This is a genomic window from Arthrobacter terricola (assembly GCF_004354015.1).
In the GTDB taxonomy this organism is placed as follows: Bacteria; Actinomycetota; Actinomycetes; order Actinomycetales; family Micrococcaceae; genus Arthrobacter; species Arthrobacter terricola.
Map to the genome: position 1 here is coordinate 1 of NZ_SMRU01000005.1, position 17,591 is coordinate 17,591.

General features: G+C 63.4%; 16 protein-coding genes and 2 pseudogenes. 9 read left to right on the forward strand and 9 right to left on the reverse strand.

The features are described from left to right. Nucleotides 1-228: pseudogene (locus E1809_RS05165) on the forward strand (hypothetical protein); the annotation flags it as partial. A 170-nt stretch (nt 229-398) separates the two neighbouring features. Here the strand turns inward: E1809_RS05165 and E1809_RS05170 are convergent. Next, nucleotides 399-1,064, reverse strand: a complete 666-nt coding sequence (locus E1809_RS05170) for a GntR family transcriptional regulator (protein ID WP_133203331.1) — start codon at nt 1,062-1,064, stop codon at nt 399-401. Between the two features lie 319 nt (nt 1,065-1,383). On the opposite strand from E1809_RS05170, the pseudogene E1809_RS05175 reads away from it, so the two are divergent. Then, nucleotides 1,384-1,682, forward strand: a pseudogene (locus E1809_RS05175) (hypothetical protein); the annotation flags it as partial. Nucleotides 1,683-1,841: 159 nt separating this feature from the next. Then, on the forward strand, nt 1,842-2,651 hold the full coding sequence (locus tag E1809_RS05180; RefSeq protein WP_133203163.1) for an IclR family transcriptional regulator: 810 nt from the start codon (nt 1,842-1,844) through the stop codon (nt 2,649-2,651). A 104-nt stretch (nt 2,652-2,755) separates the two neighbouring features. Here E1809_RS05180 and E1809_RS05185 read toward each other — a convergent pair whose 3' ends face one another. Further along, the gene (locus E1809_RS05185; RefSeq protein WP_133203164.1) at nt 2,756-4,168 is read right to left on the reverse strand and encodes an MFS transporter; all 1,413 of its coding nucleotides are present in this window, start codon (nt 4,166-4,168) and stop codon (nt 2,756-2,758) included. Between the two features lie 421 nt (nt 4,169-4,589). Beyond that, nucleotides 4,590-4,940 (reverse strand): bifunctional 3-phenylpropionate/cinnamic acid dioxygenase ferredoxin subunit, encoded by a 351-nt coding sequence (locus E1809_RS05190; RefSeq protein ID WP_133203332.1) that lies wholly within the window; start codon nt 4,938-4,940, stop codon nt 4,590-4,592. Between the two features lie 248 nt (nt 4,941-5,188). Between E1809_RS05190 and E1809_RS05195 the strand changes: the two genes are divergently transcribed. Together E1809_RS05195 and E1809_RS05200 are read left to right on the forward strand one after the other, a co-directional pair. Beyond that, nucleotides 5,189-6,388: an NAD(P)/FAD-dependent oxidoreductase gene (locus E1809_RS05195; protein ID WP_133203165.1), complete on the forward strand. Its 1,200-nt coding sequence runs from the start codon at nt 5,189-5,191 to the stop codon at nt 6,386-6,388. Between the two features lie 73 nt (nt 6,389-6,461). Beyond that, nucleotides 6,462-7,598 carry an aromatic ring-hydroxylating oxygenase subunit alpha gene (locus tag E1809_RS05200; protein WP_133203166.1) on the forward strand — a complete coding sequence of 379 codons (1,137 nt, stop codon included), beginning with the start codon at nt 6,462-6,464 and terminating at the stop codon, nt 7,596-7,598. Nucleotides 7,599-7,835: 237 nt separating this feature from the next. On the opposite strand, the gene E1809_RS05205 is transcribed toward E1809_RS05200, so the two are convergent. Then, complete coding sequence (locus E1809_RS05205) at nt 7,836-8,969, reverse strand: LOG family protein (protein ID WP_133203167.1); 1,134 nt, start codon at nt 8,967-8,969, stop codon at nt 7,836-7,838. Nucleotides 8,970-9,094: 125 nt separating this feature from the next. Between E1809_RS05205 and E1809_RS05210 the strand changes: the two genes are divergently transcribed. The 4 genes from E1809_RS05210 to iolB all read left to right on the forward strand — a co-directional run bounded on the left by E1809_RS05210 (nt 9,095) and on the right by iolB (nt 11,805). Beyond that, nucleotides 9,095-9,493 (forward strand): cupredoxin domain-containing protein, encoded by a 399-nt coding sequence (locus E1809_RS05210; RefSeq protein ID WP_205754102.1) that lies wholly within the window; start codon nt 9,095-9,097, stop codon nt 9,491-9,493. Next, entirely contained in the window at nt 9,490-9,942 is a 453-nt protein-coding gene (locus tag E1809_RS05215; protein ID WP_235835458.1) for a hypothetical protein, read from the forward strand. Before E1809_RS05210 ends, E1809_RS05215 begins: the two co-directional genes overlap by 4 nt. 211 nt (nt 9,943-10,153) lie before the next feature. Beyond that, on the forward strand, nt 10,154-10,894 hold the full coding sequence (locus E1809_RS05220; RefSeq protein WP_133203169.1) for a GntR family transcriptional regulator: 741 nt from the start codon (nt 10,154-10,156) through the stop codon (nt 10,892-10,894). Nucleotides 10,895-10,911: 17 nt separating this feature from the next. Further along, entirely contained in the window at nt 10,912-11,805 is an 894-nt protein-coding gene (iolB, locus tag E1809_RS05225) for a 5-deoxy-glucuronate isomerase (RefSeq protein WP_133203170.1), read from the forward strand. A 126-nt stretch (nt 11,806-11,931) separates the two neighbouring features. Here iolB and E1809_RS05230 read toward each other — a convergent pair whose 3' ends face one another. From E1809_RS05230 to E1809_RS05250, 5 genes are all read right to left on the reverse strand, one after another. Beyond that, nucleotides 11,932-12,963 (reverse strand): Gfo/Idh/MocA family oxidoreductase, encoded by a 1,032-nt coding sequence (locus E1809_RS05230; RefSeq protein WP_133203171.1) that lies wholly within the window; start codon nt 12,961-12,963, stop codon nt 11,932-11,934. Then, nucleotides 12,960-13,997: a Gfo/Idh/MocA family protein gene (locus E1809_RS05235; RefSeq protein ID WP_235835459.1), complete on the reverse strand. Its 1,038-nt coding sequence runs from the start codon at nt 13,995-13,997 to the stop codon at nt 12,960-12,962. Before E1809_RS05235 ends, E1809_RS05230 begins: the two co-directional genes overlap by 4 nt. A 156-nt stretch (nt 13,998-14,153) precedes the next feature. Beyond that, entirely contained in the window at nt 14,154-15,080 is a 927-nt protein-coding gene (locus E1809_RS05240) for an ATP-binding cassette domain-containing protein (RefSeq protein WP_133203173.1), read from the reverse strand. Nucleotides 15,081-15,097: 17 nt separating this feature from the next. Beyond that, nucleotides 15,098-16,153 carry an ABC transporter permease gene (locus E1809_RS05245; protein ID WP_133203174.1) on the reverse strand — a complete coding sequence of 352 codons (1,056 nt, stop codon included), beginning with the start codon at nt 16,151-16,153 and terminating at the stop codon, nt 15,098-15,100. A gap of 64 nt (nt 16,154-16,217) precedes the next feature. Then, on the reverse strand, nt 16,218-17,213 hold the full coding sequence (locus E1809_RS05250; protein WP_133203175.1) for a substrate-binding domain-containing protein: 996 nt from the start codon (nt 17,211-17,213) through the stop codon (nt 16,218-16,220). Nucleotides 17,214-17,591: the final 378 nt, after the last annotated feature.

Below are 17,591 nucleotides of genomic sequence, written 5' to 3' on the forward strand. Positions count from 1 at the left end.
CAGTGGTACCTGCAATGGGGCGGCGTCATCTTCGTCGCGTTCGTCGTCATCGCCGGACTGCTCCTCTACAGGCTGCGCATCCGCCACCGCACCGGCGTCCTCGAAGAACACTCCGCCCCCACCACCAGCGACCAGGACATCGCCGAACTCGAGGAAGCCTACCAACTCGACGCCGTCCAAGGCTCCAACGACCCCGACGACGACGAACTCGAACGCGCACTCATCTAACCCCGCAAAAGAACCCACCCCGCAAAAACAGGAAGGCAAGACCGCCACAAACGGTCTTGCCTTCCCGCGTCACACCAGGCCAACCCCTGCAGGGAACCGTCGCGCAGGACGTTCGTGCCGACGTCGAGCACTACCGCCTCGGGCGAGACATGGCCGCCAGTCCACAGCGGCTAGAGAACGGCGCGGATCAGATTCTCGAACTCTGTGACGTGCTTGGTGGTCAGCCGCGCAGCCGCTTCGGCGTCGCCGTCGGCGATCGTCTCCAGCAGTTCGATGTGCTGGGCAATGTGTTCGGACACGGGCGGAAGCTTTTCCAGCACGAGGCTCCAGATCCGGGTGGCGAGGTTGTCGTAGCGAATCAGTACGTCTTCAAGGTGCCGGCTTCCCGTGGCGCGGTAGATAAGCCGGTGCACACGCATGTCGAGGCGCATGAGGTCCCGCTGGGCCTGCTTTCCAGCCAGGAGTTGCTTGACCTCCCTGGCCACGTCCCGGAGTTCCTGCCTGATCACGGGCGAAGCCAGGCGCGCCGCGCGGGAGGATGCCGCAGGTTCCAAGAGTTGGCGGATCTCGGAAATTTCGGCGAGGTCGGTGATATCCACTCCGGCAGCAAAGGTCCCTCGCCGAGGATAAGCCACCACCAGGTGTTCGCTTTCGAGCCGCTTCATCGCTTCCCGGATGGGCGTCCTGCCAACGCCCAGGCGTCGGGATATCTGATCGTCATTGAGCGGTTCGCCAGGCTTGATGTCGAGGACGATGAGTTCATCGCACAGCACCCTGTAGGCGAAGTCGGCGTAGGACTCATCGTCCTGCCGTACTGGAATATCGGTACCGGCAATGTCGACGGGCAGTTCGCCGCTGCTTTCCACTTTTACGTTCCTTCCATACCCGGCGGAGCCTTGACTCGCACGCTCCCTGACAATAGTATTCCCAGAACTGATATATCATTAGTGGCGTATCAAAATATCAAGCGATCCGCACACTCCTCCATGTTTCGCGCTGAGAGGGATGAGCCGTTCCGTCGCCGATGGACGGTGCTTCGGTGCCTGAAACCTGGGGAGGTATTCATCGAAGCATCGCCTTTGGGTGGCGGCCGGCGTATTTCAACCATTGCCAACCCGCCAACGTAGGCCGGAAAGTTCCGCATGGTGCCATCTCGGCAGCGCCTATGGGTACGTGGACATGGGTGGCCGGGTCGGCGGACAGGCAGAGTACGTCCTTGTCCCGTATGCCGATTGGAACCTGCCACCGTGCTGAACTCCCTCATGGAGATCACCGCCGCGGGCGGCGCCCTGGGCGCCCCCGGCCTCTACGTCACGGGCGACCCGGACGGGATCGGCAAAGCCGTCAACGCCAAAGCCGTCGGGCTCGACGACGCTCCACGCGGTTACGCCGAGTTCGACGCCGGGGCCGCAACAAAGTTCGTCCTCAACCCGAACGGCTACGTCAAGGCCTAGGGACCGCGCAACTGCTCCAGGTTTTCCGGGCGGCTACCGCCCGGAAATCCGCCAGCGAGAGGCACCCCACCGGGGTGCCTCTCGTCGTCTCCGGGACTCTGCTAGCGTTGCCTCGTTGGGTAGGATTTGTGATTTCCAACCGGAAAGGCATGAGGCGCGATGGCGGCCGGAGGCAAGGACACGGAAACTGAAAAGGACTCTGACGGTCCGGGCGGCGGCGTCCAGTCCGTTGACCGCGCCCTGCAGATTCTGGAGATCCTGGCCCGGCAAGGACATGCTGGCGTCAGCGAGATCGCAGAAGAGATGGGCGTCCATAAGTCCACCGTGTTCAGGCTGATGGGTTCGCTCGTGAGCCGGGAAATCGTGCGCCAAAACACCGAGCGCGGAAAATACCAGCTAGGTTTCGGGATCCTGAGGCTGGCGAGCTCCGTGCCCGGACGGCTCAGCTTGGTCCACGAGGCCAGGACCGTCCTCGAAGGCTTGGCCGATACGTACAAAGAGACAGTCAACCTGGCCGTCCTGCGCTCGAATTACGCCGTCAACGTCGATCAAGCCATGGGACCGTCCACGCTGGCCACCTATGACTGGGTGGGAGGCCTCACACCCCTGCATGCCACCTCAAGCGGGAAGGTCATGCTGGCAGCCCTCAGGGTGGAGGATAGGGACCGGATTTTCAAAGAGGTGGGCCTGGGGCCCCGGACGTCGCGAACTGTCACGGACCGGGCCGTGTTGGAGGGCCAACTCCTGGAGGTCTCCCGGAACGGGTACTCGATTGTCCATGATGAGCTGGAAATAGGGCTGACGGCGGCAGCGGCGCCCATCTATAACCACATGGGCGAGGTCATCGGGGCTGTGAGCATCTCGGGCCCGGCCTTCCGGTTCAAGCCCGAAGACGATCCCGAACTGGTCAAAGGCCTCTGTGAGGCCGGCCTCGTGATCAGCGAGAAAATGGGCTACACACGGCAGTGACCCGTTCCCGGCGAGGAACGAGGCCACTGTGCCCGGCTGGTCGAGGAGCACGGATCCGCCCGAGGGCCATGGCTCTGATTCGACGTCTCCGTGCAGTCCCGGTGTCAGTGGGAGAAGTCTTCCGAGATCTCGGCGAGGGTGCGCCCCTTCGTCTCAGGGGCGAGCCATTGCGAGAGGACTGCGCCAAGGAATGCGACTGCGGCGGCTACGACCATGCTTGGGCCCAGGCCGATGTTGCTGATCGCCCATGGCAGGGCGAAGGTGCCGAGTGCGGCTCCGATGCGGCTGAAGGCCGCGGCGAAGCCCATGCCGATGCCGCGCAGGTGGCCGGGGAATAGCTCGGCCGGATAGACCTGGGTCATCGTGGTGTAGCCGGCATTGAAGAAGGAGAAGGCGAGAAACAGGACGAGCACGAGGATCGCTGGTGCGTTCGCCCAGACTCCAATGATCAGCAGGATGCCTGCGCAGAGCCACTGCCCGGGCACGGTGAGGATTCGGCGGCCGAGCTTGTCAATCAGTACGACGGTGATGACAACACCGGCGGCAGCAAGTGCGGACAGGCCGACTCCACCGGCCCAGCCGCCGCCGAAGCCGAATTGGTTGAGCACCTCGTCGGCGAAGGTCGCGATCGCGAAGTACGGAGTGACCGCGCAGAACCAAAAACCTGCGGTGAAGAGGGTGGTGCGCCAGTACTGCCTCGAGAACAGCATTCCGAAGGAGGCGCCCTTGATTTTGGTGCTGCTCTGCGCCGCCTGGGCCTCCTGGATCATCCTCAGGTCGATCTCTTCGGTGATGCTGTTATGCATCTGGGGCGATTCGACGTACCTGCGTGCGATCGCGAGTGCTTCCTCACGCCGCCCCTTCGTAATGAGCCAACTCGGCGATTCGGGCAGGCCCAAGCGGGCGAGGAACAGGACGAATGCGAGTATCGTGCTCGTGCCGATGACGAGGCGCCATGGGGTGCCGGCGTCGTGCAGGAGCGTGCCGATGATGAATGCCATCATGAAGCCGACGTACCAGGCGATCAGCGTCAGCCCGAGCAATCGCCCGCGGAGCTTTGGTGGGGAGAACTCTGATAGCAATGGCCCACCGATTGCGTACTCGCCGCCGATAGCGACACCCATGAAGAACCGGATGATGGCCAGCTGGATCACGGCCCCATCTCCGGAGGTTACGAAGAACTGGGCCCCTGAGGCGACCAGGAACAGGCCCATGTCCACGAGGAACATGGGCTTGCGTCCGAACTTGTCAGTAGCCCAACCGGCCAGCGGGGAGCCGACGAAGATACCAACGAGCGGGCCTGCGGCGATCATGCCCAGAGACAGTGCGTCGAGCTGGAGATCTGAGCGCATGAGTCCGGTGACGGGGCCGATGATTCCGAGGATGTAACCATCCAGGAACATCCCGCCGATGAAGACAGCGACAAGCCTGAGCATGAAGCGGCGTTTGAACTTGGAGCTGGTCTCTTTTGATAAGGAGGTGTCGACGGAGGCCGTCGTCCTAGTCGGTTGGGTCATTGAGATTTGTTCCCTTCTGGTTTCAGCGCAAACCGCTGACGGCACCCGAGCGCCGTTTCCTATACCCACTGACAGCCGCCGCCATTGGCGGCCGGTGGACAAGGCCGGCTGGCTCGATGCCGGCCGATGCGGCCGCGCAGGACTCGCGAGATGATTTCGGCGTCGTCATGCATCGCTGCTCTTCAAGATCGCTACGGCAAGGGCCTTGGCTTCCGGCAGAGCGTGACAAGTTAAATGGTTGTATCCGTCGACACTCGCCGGGGCATGTCTGAACCGACGCAGGTTCTCGCCACCGGGATGGAATCGTCCATACGCTTAGCCGAAAGGACCAGGACCAAAACAGACCTTCGCTGCCTTCGTTGACCGTGAAATCACCGTTGATTGTCATACGGGGTCCTTTGTTGATTATTGCGCGGAACGCTCAAACATGGCCTTGCGGAGTGAGTCCCGGCGGAAGGTTGGGGACTTCGGTGGACTCGACGACCATGATGTCGCCGTCGACAACTTTGACTTCATGGACGCGGACCGGCAGCTTGGCCGGCGGGGCATCCACGGACCCGCTGCGCAGGTCGAACCTCGACGCGTGGAGCGGGCATTCCACCCAGCAGTCCTCAACGTAGCCGTCGGCAAGGGAGGCGTCCTGGTGGGTGCAGGTGTCATCGATGGCGAAGAGCTCGCCTTCTTCGGTGTGGAAGACGGCGATGGGCGGAGCTGTATCAAGCCGTAGCGCCTCCCCGGGAGCAAGTTCACTGAGCGGGCAGGCCTTATGCATCATGCACCTCTTTTTTCGTAAGGGAATGGGTTTGGCGGACGAGATCGGAAGAAAACAGAAGGACACTCTTGGAGGTGTTTCGCATGGATCAACACGATTCGCGCTAAGCAACAGAGTGCTCCAGCTCACACCGCTTGTCAAGGACTTTTCATTGCTCGACCTCCCCTTGACACTGCGAGCGCGATAGGTCACGCTGTTGCATATCGCGACTCTTGTTGCGTATCAAGCGATTTGAAAAGAGTGGTTTTATGCAGACGCTCGCGATCGTGGGAGCCTCGCTCGCCGGATTATCGGCAGCCCGCGCGGCCCGCGCTCAAGGCTTCACCGGGCGGCTAATCATCATTGGCGATGAATGCCACCGCCCGTACGACCGGCCCCCGCTGTCAAAAGACTTCCTTCTTGGCACTATCACCGCCGACGATCTCTTCCTGGAGACCGACGACGACGGACTCCACGCCGAATGGCTCCTCGGCCAGGAAGCCATAGGACTGGACGCCGCAACCCGCACCATCCGCCTCAACGACGGACACAGCATCAGCGCCGATGGCATTCTCATCGCCACCGGTGCACGCGCCCGGCAACATCCGGAGCTCGCAGGACTAGGCAACGCCTTCACCCTGCGCACTTTGGCCGATGCCCAAGCACTCGCCGGGCACATGGTTCCAGGCGCCCGCCTCGCGGTCATCGGAGCCGGCTTCGTCGGTGCGGAGGTCGCATCCTCCGCGGCATCGCGCGGAATGAAGGTCACCATGATCAACAATTCCGCTGTCCCCTTTACGGCCCAATTGGGCGAAGAGATGGGCAAGGTCGTCGCGAACCTCCACGCCGCGAACGGCGTGGAACTGCTTTCCGGCGCCGCCATCACGGAAGTCCACCGGGACGGCGGCAAGGTGACCGGGCTGGTACTGTCCGACGGCCGCGAACTGGGTGTCGACGTCGTCGTGGTGGGCATCGGTGCCGAACCCAACGTCGAATGGCTCGAGGGCTCGGGCGTGGACCTCGACGGCGGGGTGGTTTGCGATGGGATGGGCCGCACGAACGTTCCCGGCATCGTCGCCGTGGGCGATTGCGCGGCATGGTTCGACGACGCCGTCGGACGTCCCCGCCGCATTGAACACTGGACCGGCGCTTTGGAACGCGCCGCCCTCGCTGTCCAGGCGCTACTGAACGAGGACGCACCGCAGCAGCCTGCGAAGCCGCCCTACTTCTGGTCCGACCAACACGGCGTCAAAATCCAGTTCGCCGGCCATTCGAGCGGTCACGACCGCCTTGAAATCGAAGCCGGCGACCCACAGGAACACAGCTTTCTTGCCGTCTATTACCGGGGTGACACGCCCGTCGCGGTATTGGGCATGAACCAACCAAGGCTCTTCACGAAGAGGCGGCGCAGTCTCCCCGCGCCCGCCCAAGCGCAAGAGCCCGCCGGACTTGCCGCCGTCGGGCACTAAGTCCGCTATCCATTCCAAGACCCGCGGGCGTGAAGGCCACGTCCGTACCACCCTTTTGTTCTGAGGAGGAACATTGACCGCTGAAGTCACCGCCCCGAGCTTGATTCCCACGCTTCCGGGATCCACCTATGTAGATGAGGCCGTGTTCCGGGCCGAGCAGGAACGTATCTTCGAGCAGATGTGGTTCTGCGCGATCCGTTCGGCGGACCTGGACAAGGCCGGGGCATGGCGAACCGTGCAGGTAGGCAGGGAATCAGTGTTGATTTCCCGCACCCGCAAGGGAGCCATCCGCGCGTTCTACAACATCTGCCGCCACCGGGGCGTGAAGTTGTGCATGGAAGAACAAGGCGAAGCCGCCCGCTCCTTCCAGTGCCCGTACCACGCTTGGACCTATGACTTCGAGGGCAAGCTCATCGCTGCGCCGAACTTGACCAAAATGCCGGACATCGACCGCGACGAATACGGCCTGGCCAAGGTCCACATCCGCGAATACCTCGGTTATGTCTGGGTCTGCCTCGCCGAGGAACCGCCCTCCTTCGAAGAGGACGTCATGGGCGCCATCGAGGAACGCCTCGGCGATGTGCACGCGATCGACGGTTACGACGTCGCCAACCTCTCCCTCGGACGGCGCATCAAGTACGACGTGAAGGCCAACTGGAAGCTCATCATCGAGAACTTCATGGAGTGCTACCACTGCGCCACCATCCACCCCGAATTGACCGAGGTGCTTCCCGAATTCGCCGACGGGCTCGCCGCTCAATACTTCGTGGGCCACGGCGCCGAATTCGGCGAAGACATCAAGGGCTTCACCGTGGACGGCTCCGAAGGCCTGGACGTCATCCCCGGCGTCGCCGAGGACCAGGACCGGCGCTACTACGCCATCACCATCAAACCCACCGTGTTCGTGAACCTCGTCCCGGACCACGTGATCATCCACCGCATGTTCCCCCTCGCCGCGGACCGCACCATCGTGGAATGCGACTGGCTGTACCTGCCCAGCGTGGTCGAATCCGGCAAGGACGTGAGCGCCTCTGTGGAACTGTTCCACCGCGTCAACCAGCAAGACTTCGACGCCTGCGAGCGCTGCCAACCGGCCATGGGCTCACGTGTCTACGCGAACGGCGGCGTCCTGGTCCCCAGCGAGCACCACATCGGCGCTTTCCACGATTGGATCCAGGAAAAGGTCGGCGACACCGTCCCCGCCCACTAACCCCGCCCCCGGGGGAGCATGCTCAGCGCTTAGCTCGGCCACTGGACATAAACCCACTATGCCCACTGTTCCTAGCCACCACTGGACATGCTCCCCCGGAACCACCAACCCACCCACTGAGCATGCTCAGCGCTGAGCTTGGCCACTGGACATAAACCCACTATGCCCCCCCTTCAAGGCAAACGCTGAGCATGTCCCTAAGAACACCACCCTAAAAATGGGCATGCTCCTCAGGGCCTAGCGCGCAACCACAGCCAGCGCTTCCTCCACCGTGTCCACGAGGAAGATCCGGTCTTCCATTGCCTTTCCCTGCGCCAGGCTTCGCAGCATGGGCCAGGCGGGATACACGCGTTCCCAATGGTCGCGTCCGACGAGCACCATGGGCGTCACGGTTTCCGGGGCGCCGTAGAAGTTCTCGCACGCGTCCTGGAAGATCTCCTGCACGGTTCCGGCCGAACCGGGGAGGAACACGATCCCGCCGCTGCACAGTTCAAGAAGGATCGCTTCGCGCATGGAGTTGGCGAAGTATTTCGCGATGTGGGTGGCGAAGAGGTTGGGCGGCTCGTGACCGTAGAACCATGTCGGGATTCCGAGCGACGTCGCCCCTTGCGGATACATCCCGACGACGGCGGCCGCGGCCCGTGCCCAAGCCGTCACCGAGGGACGGAAACCAGGCACCGCCGCGAGGGTCAGCAGCGCGGCGGTGAAGTCGACGTCGGGCATCCGGCTCAAATAGGCGCCCAGGTTGGCCGCTTCCATGGCACCTGGTCCGCCGCCTGTGGCGACGGTGTATCCGGCGAGGGCCAGGAGCCGACCGAGGTGGGCTGCGTCGTCGAACTCCTGGGTGCCACGCTGCGCGGCATGACCACCCATGACCCCGACGATTTTATTCCCGGCGAAATCGCCGTTGCCGAGCAGGTCGTCGAGTGCGTCCCCAATCGCGTGGTCGTGCAACGCCGCGGCGAGTGTCGCGTCGAGGCTGGTCCGTTGCCCTGGCAGGATGCTCCAGTGGTAGACCTTGGCGTCCAGCGTGGACTCGTATTCCGTGGAGCCGATGTCCTCGTACAGTTCCGATGCGCTGTACAGCCGTCCCCGGTACGGATTGAACGGAACGCCCTGCAGCTTGGGGAAGATGAGGGCTCCGCGGCTGCGCAAGGAGTCTTCCATTCCCTCGTCAAAGGTGCAGCCCAGGAAAATGGCGCCTTGCGGATCCATCCGATCCAAATCGGCACTTCGTCCGCGGAGGTCCAATGATTGGGCATGCCAACCGTGCATCATTCTGGCACCCGCGGTCAGCAGCCGGTCGAAATGTGCGAGGCTCCCGACCTCGAGCGTTCGCGGACTGCGGGACAATGCTCCGGACGGACTCATTCCATCAGGGTAAACCTGCCTTTTGCCTTCACCGGTGAACCGCGACGCCCGGGGAAACGTCTCATGAAGAGTGGCGGGCAATTTCGGACCGCAGCCACGTGATCGATGCATCGGGAAGGGCTGATATGAAATCTCCCAAGGCCATGGCGGTCATTGCGTCGGCGGCTACCCTGATTGCGCTAGCCGGATGCGGGACCTCGGGCGGCCAGGGCACGCCACCGCCGGGCGCCGCATCATCAAGCGAGTCGTCGTCGAGCGCGACGTCCGCAACGCAACCGGACACGATCACCATCAAGGACTTTGGATACCAAGGGCCTATTTCGGTCAGCCCCGGCGCCAAGGTCAGCGTGAAGGACCTCGACGCCCAGGCCCACACAGTGACGTCCGACGACGGCAAGTCCTTCAACGCCGCCGTCGACGGCGGGGGCGGAACCGCGGAGTTCACGGCGCCCAGCACTCCGGGCAGCTATCCCTACCACTGCACCTATCACTCGAATATGCACGGAACGCTGGTAGTGAAATGAGGACGCATGAGATGGCCGCCGCTGGATGGCGGCCCCGTGGCCGTACCCGGAGCACCACGCTGAACGTCGTGTTGCGGATTTTGGTCGCTGCGGCTCTGGCAGTGGATGCCGCGGTGCATTGGCAGCTTGCGCCTGGGTATCAACTGGCTGCCCCGGGAGGAATCGGGCAAGGCAACCTGTTCCACCTCGAGGCCATCGTGGCGGTCCTTGTCGCCTTGTATGTGCTGGTGCGCGGGAGCCGTCCGGCGTTCACGGCGGCGCTCCTCGTCGCCGGCAGTGCCTTTGTCGCCGTCGTTCTTTACAGGTACGTCGACATACCGGCTATTGGACCGATTCCGTCCATGTATGAGCCTGTCTGGTTTTTCGGGAAGTCCGTCAGCGCGGTGGCGGAGGGCCTGGGCGCGTTGCTGGCCGCCGTCGCGCTCGTAACGCATCGCCGCCGCGACTGACGGTCCGAACGGTAAACCATAAAGGCTGTTGTCCGGACATCCCGCCGGCACCCAGAGAGTGCCAAGACAGTGCCAAAACACCCTCCCTTGCGATCCCTTGACCCTGTGTGGCCTGCTGCTATGATCAGTTAAGCAGTATGTCCTATCAAGCAAACATAGACGGACATGCTTGCGACATCCGGGACAGTCCCGGCACGCGAGGGAGCATGCAATGGCGAATCAACTTGGCCTCAATATCGACCGTTCTTCCCCTGTGCCCTTGTACCACCAAGTGGTCCAGGGCATCGAGGCCGCCATCCATAGCGGCGTGCTGGAACCGGGCAGCCGCTTGGACAACGAGATCGACCTCGCCGCCCAACTCAACCTGTCCCGCCCCACCATGCGCAAAGCCATGGACGAACTCGTCCGCTCCGGGCTCCTGGTGCGCAAGCGCGGCGTCGGCACCCAGGTGGTGTCCAGCCAGGTCCGTCGGCCGCTGGAACTCTCCAGCCTCTACGACGACCTCACCAACAACGGGAAGAAACCCACCACCCAGGTCCTCAGCTTCGCGCACACCGAAGCCGACCCCGCCACGCTGACCGCCCTGCAACTGCCCGCCGGTTCCAAGGTCTACCACTTCACGCGACTCCGCAAAGTGGGCGGCAAGCCGCTGGCGCTCATGGAGAACTGGGTCCGGGACGATATCGCCACCATGGACGAGGCCATGCTCGCGGCTGAAGGCCTCTACGCCATCCTGCGCCGCGGCGGAGTGAACTTCCGCCTCGCCACGCAGCGGATCGGCGCGATGATCGCCAACGATTACCAAGCTCCGCTGCTCGAGGCAGAGGTGGGCTCGGCGTTGGTCACCATGGAGCGCACCGCCGTCGACGACACCGGACGCATGGTGGAAACCGGTCACCACGTCTACCGCGGCGACTCTTACAGCTTTGAAATGACACTCGTACAGCGCTAAAGCAAGGACACAACTTCATGGCCAACTGGGTCTATCCTCTTGGAACCGCCAATGATGGCGATTGGGACATCTCCCTTGGAACTTCCGATTCGGCGCTCGCCGTAGACGGCTGGGCCCACACGGGCCTGAAGGTCGCGACGCTCGCCGCGGGCACCGCCGTCGAACTCCCCGCCGCCGAAGAAGAACGGATCGTCGTTCCGCTGAATGGCGCCTTTACGGTAGAGGTCGACGGCGTCAAGCACCAGCTTGCCGGCCGGCAGTCCGTCTTCCATGGGCCGAGCGACGTCCTGTACAGCGGCGTGGGCAAGTCGGTCACCATCAGCTCGCCCGACGGCGGCCGGGTCGCCGTCGCGACGGCACCCGCCAAGGCTTCGTACCCCACCCGGCTCGTGACCGCCGCGGAGACCCCGGTCGAGTTGCGTGGCGCGGGCAATTGCTCCCGCCAGGTCCACAACTTCGGCACCCCCGCGGCCCTTGAGGCGGACCGGTTCATTGTGTGCGAAGTGCTCACTCCCGCCGGCAACTGGTCCTCCTATCCCCCGCACAAGCACGACGAGGAGAAGGACGGCGAAACGCAACTCGAGGAGATCTACTACTTCGAGACGCGGGTTGCCGACGCCCCCGGCGCACCTTCCGACGCCGACGCCATCGGCTACCAGCGCGTGTACGCCTCCGACGAGCGCCCGATCGATGTCGCCGCCGAAGTCCGCACGGGCGACGTCGTCCTGGTCCCCTACGGCTGGCACGGCCCCGCGATGGCAGCCCCGGGTTACGACCTCTACTACCTCAACGTCATGGCCGGCCCCGGCCCCGTGCGCGAGTGGCTCATCAGCGACGACCCCCACCACGGCTGGGTGCGGCAGAGCTGGGACGCCCAGGCAATCGACCCCCGCCTGCCGTTCGGCGCGTAGGCGGCTCCCCCACCCGAGCCGCCTCCCGCCGTCGGAGTTTGGCTCCCCCGTCGGAGTTTGTGTACAGGTAACCCCCTCTAAGAGCGCTGGCTCTTAGAGGGGGTTACGTGTACACAAACTCGGCGGTTAGGCGGAGGCGAAGGCTACCTTCACCGCCACTCCGCTCGCGAGGGACTCCTGCGCGGCGTCGGCTACGCGGGAGGCCGCGACGGCGTCTTCCGGAGTGCAGGGGTTCTCACGCAAGCCAAGGATCAGCTCAACGAACGCGGCCATCTCCGAACGGTAGGCCTGGTCGAAGCGTTCCGCGAAGGTCTTGTGCGATTCGCCATTGGGAAACTCGACCCCGGCTTCGGCAGATTCCATGGCGGTCTTGTTGTCCAGGCCCACGGTAAGGGAGTTCCTGGAGCCTTGGATCTCAAGGCGGACGTCGTGCCCGGCGCCGTTGTAGCGTGACGCCGAAACCGTGCCGACCGTTCCGTCGTCGAACGTGACCACGGCCAAGGCGGTGTCGACGTCGCCCACCTCGCCTATCGCAGGATCCCCGTTGTTGGAACCCTTCGCGTAGACCTCCACAATTTCGCGGCCGGTCAGCCAGCGCAGGATGTCGAAATCATGAACCGAGCAGTCACGGAAAAGGCCGCCCGACGTCGCAAGGAACTCAACCGGCGGCGGAGTCATATCGCACGTTACGGCGCGCAGCGAGTGGATCCAGCCAAGCTCGCCGGCCTGGTAGGCACGCTTCGCCTCGAGGTAGCCGGCATCGAATCTGCGTTGGTGGCCGATCTGCACCACGCCGTTCTTGGACTGGACATGTTCCAAAACGGGAAGCGAGTCGGCAACATTCATGGCGACCGGCTTCTCGCAAAAGACCGCGATGCCCGCATCCACACCCGCGCGGATCAGCTCCGGGTGGGTGGCCGTCCCCGTCGCGATGACCAGTCCGTCGATGCCCGAAGCGATCAGGGCTTCCACCGATGGCAGGAATTCAGCGCCGAGGCCGGCTGCAACCGAGCGCGCATGTTCCTCGGCGACGTCGGTCAGCCGCAAAGTGACGCTGATTCCACGGGCGTTCAATTCCTCGTTGACGGCGGCGATGTTGTTGGCATGCATCACGCCGATTCGCCCCACGCCCACCAATCCGAGAATGACTTCCTTCACTGTTTTACCTCCTGTGTTGAAAAGACTTTTGATCCACTAGCGGCCTGGAAGGCGATGCCCACCTGGCGCCGTATTTCGTCGGCAACGTCCAACGTCCGGATTGACGATGCCAAGGTCCGCTGTGGGGTTTCCCTCTTCCCATCGGCGATAGCGCGGGCAACCGCGGCGGCTTCGTAGTGGAGGCCATTCACTTGGCTACCGGATTCCTCCGAGTAACGCAGGCGGGTGCCATCCGGCCACCGGATTTCGAAACCGCCGGGCATGTTGAACGGCCCGTCAATGGTCAGGGTGGCTTCGGAACCGACGATGGTCGCCGCGGTGGGAGTGAAGTTGTGCACGTGAGTGTTCATCACGGCTTGGCTTCCGCCGGGGAAAGCCATGATGGCCGACAGTTGGGCATTCACGCCGGATTCATGCGGCTGGCCCAACGCATGCACGTGTTCGGGCGCGCCCAGGACCTCGGTGATGAGCGCCAAAGGATACGTACCCAGGTCCAGCAATGGGCCACCCGCCAGCCCGGGATCGAAGATGCGGTGGCTGCGGTCGAAATACTCGCCGTACTCGGCGGTGACCGTCGTGACGGTACCCAGCGTCCCGGCGTCGAGCACTTGCCTGATCACATCGAACTTCGGCAGGAAGAAGCTCCACATGGCCTCCGCGGCGAAGACACCCGCCGCCTCCGCCCGTTCGGCGATGTCGCGCGCCTGGGCCGCGTTGAGCCCGATCGGCTTTTCGATCAGGACGTGCTTTCCGGCCTTGAGCGCGAGCATGGCGGCCTGGTGATGGAAGTTATGGGGCGTGCAAACGTACACGATGTCGATGTCCGGAGCGGCAGCCAGCTCTTCGTAGCTCCCGTAAGCGGCCGGTACGCCGAAAGCGTCCGCGAACGCTTTGGACCGCGTCAGGGAACGGGACCCGACGGCGGCAATCACCTGGCGCGAATGAGCCTGCACCGATTCGGTGAAGCGTTCGGCTATCCATCCCGGCCCCATGATTCCCCATCGCAAGGCGGGAGCGTCGTGGGAATCCGGCACTCGGGAGGCTGGAAGGGAAGGAACCACCATCAATTGACCACTTTCTAGTAGTGCTCGTTACAAACGAGCCTGTTACACGGGCTTTGTGCACACGAGCGGGGGCCGCGCCGGTCCTGGACAGTGCAGGCTTGCGGCGGGCCCCCGTTTCCGTGAGGACTATGCGTGCCGAGGAGCGCTCTCGGGTTTGGTTTCGGTGACGTCGGCGACTTCGGCTTGGACTTCTTTGAGGGCCTGGGTGTGGCCGCCGAGTTGTTCGAGTTCGTGGGCGAGTTCGGCCAGTTCGGCGCCGCCGGCCATCTGGGCGGTGAGTTCGTCCAGGGTGATGTCTTTTTTGTCGTAGTAGCCAATGGACTTGCCGCGTTTGAGCAGCAGGAACCGGTCCCCGACCGGGAAGGCGTGGTGCGGGTTGTGGGTGATGAAGATGACCCCCAGGCCCCGGTCGCGGGCCTGCAGGATGTACCGGAGCACGACGCCGGACTGCTTCACACCCAGCGCGGCGGTCGGTTCGTCCAGGATCAGCACCTTCGCGCCGAAGTACACGGCCCGGGCGATCGCCACGCACTGGCGCTCACCGCCGGAGAGCTGGCCGATGGGTTGTTCGACATCGCGCAGGTCGATGCCCATGTCGGCCAGTTCCTTCTTCGTGATCTCCTTCATGGCCTGCACGTCCATGCTTTTGAACGGCCCGAACCCGGTGGTCAGTTCCGAGCCGAGGAAGAAGTTGCGCCAGATCGGCATCAACGGCACCACGGCCAAATCCTGGTACACGGTCGCGATCCCGGCATCCAGGGCATCGCGGGGGGAGTTGAACTTCCGGACGTCCCCCATCACGTGCAGGGTGCCTTCGTCGTGCTGGTGCAGGCCGGCGATGATCTTGATCAGCGTGGACTTGCCCGCACCGTTGTCCCCCAGCACGCAGGTCACCCGGCCGTTGTCCACGGCCATGGTCACATCCCGCAACGCGATGATGTTCCCGTAATGCTTGCCCACCTTCTCCAACGAGAGCAGGTGCACCGGGGTGTGCGTCAGCGGGTCGGTTTCGTCCCGCAGCAGGGTCTGCTGGTCGATCTGCTTGGCATTCATTTCTCTCCTGGCCCCTTCTACTTCAGTTCCGCGCGGCGTTTGACGATCAGGTTCACGATGGTGGCCAGCAGCAGCATCAGGCCCAGGAAGAACTTGAACCAGTCCGGGTTCCACTGCGCATACACGATGCCCTTGTTCGCCATCCCGAAAATGAACGCACCGATCGCACCACCGACCGCCGAGCCGTACCCGCCGGTGAGCAGGCACCCGCCGATCACTGCCGCGATGATGTAGAGGAACTCGTTGCCCACGCCTTCGCCGGACTGCACCGCGTCGAACGCGAAGAGGTTGTGCATGCCCAGGATCCAGCCGCAGAAGCCCACCGCCATGAACAAGCCGATCTTCGTCTTGGTCACCGGCACACCCACGGCGCGGGCAGCGTTCGCGTCCCCGCCCACGGCGAAGATCCAGTTCCCCACCTTCGTGCGCAGCAACACCCAGGAGGCGATCAGGACCAGGACGATCCAGAAGAACACGGTGATCTTCACCTCGACCCCGCCGATGCTCACCGAGGAGGCGAAGACCGCGTGGGCCGAATCAAAACCATCCAGCTTCGAGATCGAGGGCGAGGACACCGAGCCGCCGATCAGGCGGGTCAGGGCCAGGTTCAACCCCGTCAGCATCAGGAACGTCGCCAGGGTCACGATGAAGGACGGCAGCTTCGTCTTGACCAGGATCCAGCCATTGATGAACCCGATCCCCACCGACACCACCAAAGCCAACCCCACGCCGACCCAGGCATTCATCGAAAAATACCAGCTGAAAAGGGAGGCGGTCAGGGCCGAGGAAATCACCGCGACACCGGTGGAAAGGTCGAACTCCCCGCCGATCATCAACAGCGACACCCCCACCGCCATGATCCCGATCGTCGACGAACCATACAGCACCGTCGCCAAAGCGTTGGGCTGGGTGAACGTCTGGGACACCGAAGCGAAGAAAATGAAGAGGACAACGGCACCGACCAAGGCACCGACCTCAGGCCGGCCCAGGAACTTCTGGACCGGACTACGCCGACCGACCCGCTCATCGCCCGCGGAAGCCGGCGCCGGCGGCAGGGTTGCTGTGTTTGCCATAGCAAGAACTCCTTGTTGCTCAGGCTGCGCGGCGGTCGTCCGCCGCGCAGCCGGATTCCTGAATCTAGCGGACGCCCTGCTGGGCGAACTTGAGGACGTCGGAGGCGTTGGACTTGTCAACGATGGTCGGACCGGTCAGGACCGGCTGGCCGCCACCAAGCTTGAAGCCGCCGCGCTTTGCCTGCCAGAGGGCATCAACGGACATGTAGCCCTGCAGCCACGGCTGCTGGTCCACGGTGAAGAGCACGGAACCGTCAACGATCTTCTGGGCGAGGTCCGCATTCAGGTCGAAGCTGGCAACCTTGGCGGAGCTGCTGGCGTCAGCGACCGACTTCAGCAGGGTCAAAGTGATGGGGGCACCGAGGCCGATGATGACGTCGGCATCCTTGGTTGCCTGCAGCTTGGCCGTCGCGGTGGACTGGACCGAGGTCATGTCCTGGCCGTTCACGTAAAGGACCTCGGTCCCGGGGACCTTCGCCTTGACGCCTGCACACCGTGCCTCTAGGCCGACGTGGCCCTGCTGCTGGATCACGCAAATCGGGTGCTTGAAGCCCTGCGCCGCGAGCTTGGTTCCAACGGCCTCACCGGCAAGCTTCTCATTCGAGCCGAAGTGCGTGAAGGCCCCGAGCTGTGCCGAGACGTCCTCGCCCGCGTTCAGGCTTACCACCGGGATGCCCGCATCCTCGGCCTTCTTAAGGACATCCTTTAGCGCGTCCGGAGTGGCAAGGGTGACGGCAATTCCGTCAACCTTCTGGTCAATTGCCTGCTGCACGAGCTGGGCCTGGCGGCCTGCTTCCGGGTCGCTCGTGTAAAGCAGGTCAACGTTGTCCTTCGAGGACGCTTCTTCTGCACCCTTGCGGACGATGTCCCAGAACGTGTCACCGGCCGCGGCGTGGGTGATCAGGGCGACCTTCATGCGCGGAGTACTTGCGGCTTGGCCTGCACCACCAGCACTGGCGTTGTCAGGGGCCTTCCCTCCTTGGGCGGAACAAGCGCTGAGAGCAATCATCGGAACGACAGCCGCCACGAGGGCCGCGTTCCGCCAGGAAAACTTCTTCACGTTTTATCTCCTTCGATAAGGGTCCTGCCCTGCCACTCTGCAGGTGCTTAAGGCCCTCTACACAGATCATGGTGATAAGCATCACGGAAGTCAATACTTTGTCCTGACATTAGTATGTTTTTACGTTTGTTTCGTGGAAGATGTCACGCAAACACATGCAACCTGGCCACGCGCGCCGTATAGCGGCGGAGCCGCCGCGAAGCCAAGTCCACACCAAGAGGTCCCCGCCTGATCATTCGGAGAGTGGCCTCGCTTCGCTTCTTACCACCCTGGTAACGGGATGAGTGGAGTTGAGCCTGGCGCCTCTCAAACCCAGTGAGTCGCGCCGATCAACACTCAATTCCGGTGCAACAAGCACTCAATTCCCGCAAACGGCCA